The organism is Arhodomonas sp. KWT, assembly GCF_010993615.1.
In genome coordinates, this window is the sequence record NZ_WNXE01000816.1 from 1 (window position 1) to 753 (window position 753).

Below are 753 nucleotides of genomic sequence, written 5' to 3' on the forward strand. Positions count from 1 at the left end.
ACCATGATCGAAGGTCGCGATGAACGTCGCGTCCGGGCATTCCTCGACGCGCTGTTTCAGGTGGGCAACGATCTCGTAGACGCTGTTGAAGCGCGACTCGCCCTTCGCCAGCTCGAACTCGTAGATCGGGTACTTGCCCTGAAAGACACGTTTTTTCATCCGGTCCACTCCTATTGTCATTCCGGATCGGCAGTGATGATCCCCCGGTTCAGCGCTCCGGGTCCTCGTAGCCGGTGATCATCGGTTTCAGCAGGCTGAATATCGTCCGGCCCATGGTCGCCATGTAGACGTGGGCGATCACGAAGGCCAGCATCAGGAACGCCGCCGCCGTGTGAACGAGCGCGACCGCGCCGAGCTCCAGGCCCGCGAAGCCGGTATGGGCCCAGCGGTTGTAGAAGAGATAGAGCAGGCCGCTGCCCCACACCAGCGGCGTGATCGCGAGCTTGAGCACGAGGTAGGTCAGGCGCTGCAGCGGGTTGTGCTTCGCCCGGGTGGTCCGCCGGAACGGGTGCGGTTCGCCAGTGAACGTCCCCACCAGGTAATAGCGGATCACGGCGCCGAGCCGGTCCGTCGTCGGCAGGAACTGACGCCATTCGCCGGTGACCGCGAACCAGAAGATCACGAACACCCAGAGCGCGACCAGGAGCCAGGCCGCGAACGTGTGCGCCCGCGCCGCCGCCCCGAACCCCAGGACGCTGTAGCTGCCGTGGACCTCGAAACCAGTGAACAGCAGGCTCAGGATCAGCACGGCCT

The 753-nt window shown here is 64.4% G+C and carries 2 protein-coding genes; both read right to left on the bottom strand.

The genetic code is table 11. From position 1 onward, the window contains the following. Nucleotides 1-180 (bottom strand): DUF6858 family protein (locus G7A99_RS26040; protein ID WP_371807664.1); only part of this gene is annotated, 180 nt, incomplete at its 3' end. Nucleotides 181-208: 28 nt separating this feature from the next. Next, nucleotides 209-753, bottom strand: a 545-nt coding sequence (locus G7A99_RS22630; RefSeq protein WP_163144271.1) for a cytochrome b/b6 domain-containing protein, incomplete at its 5' end; no start/stop codon positions are given.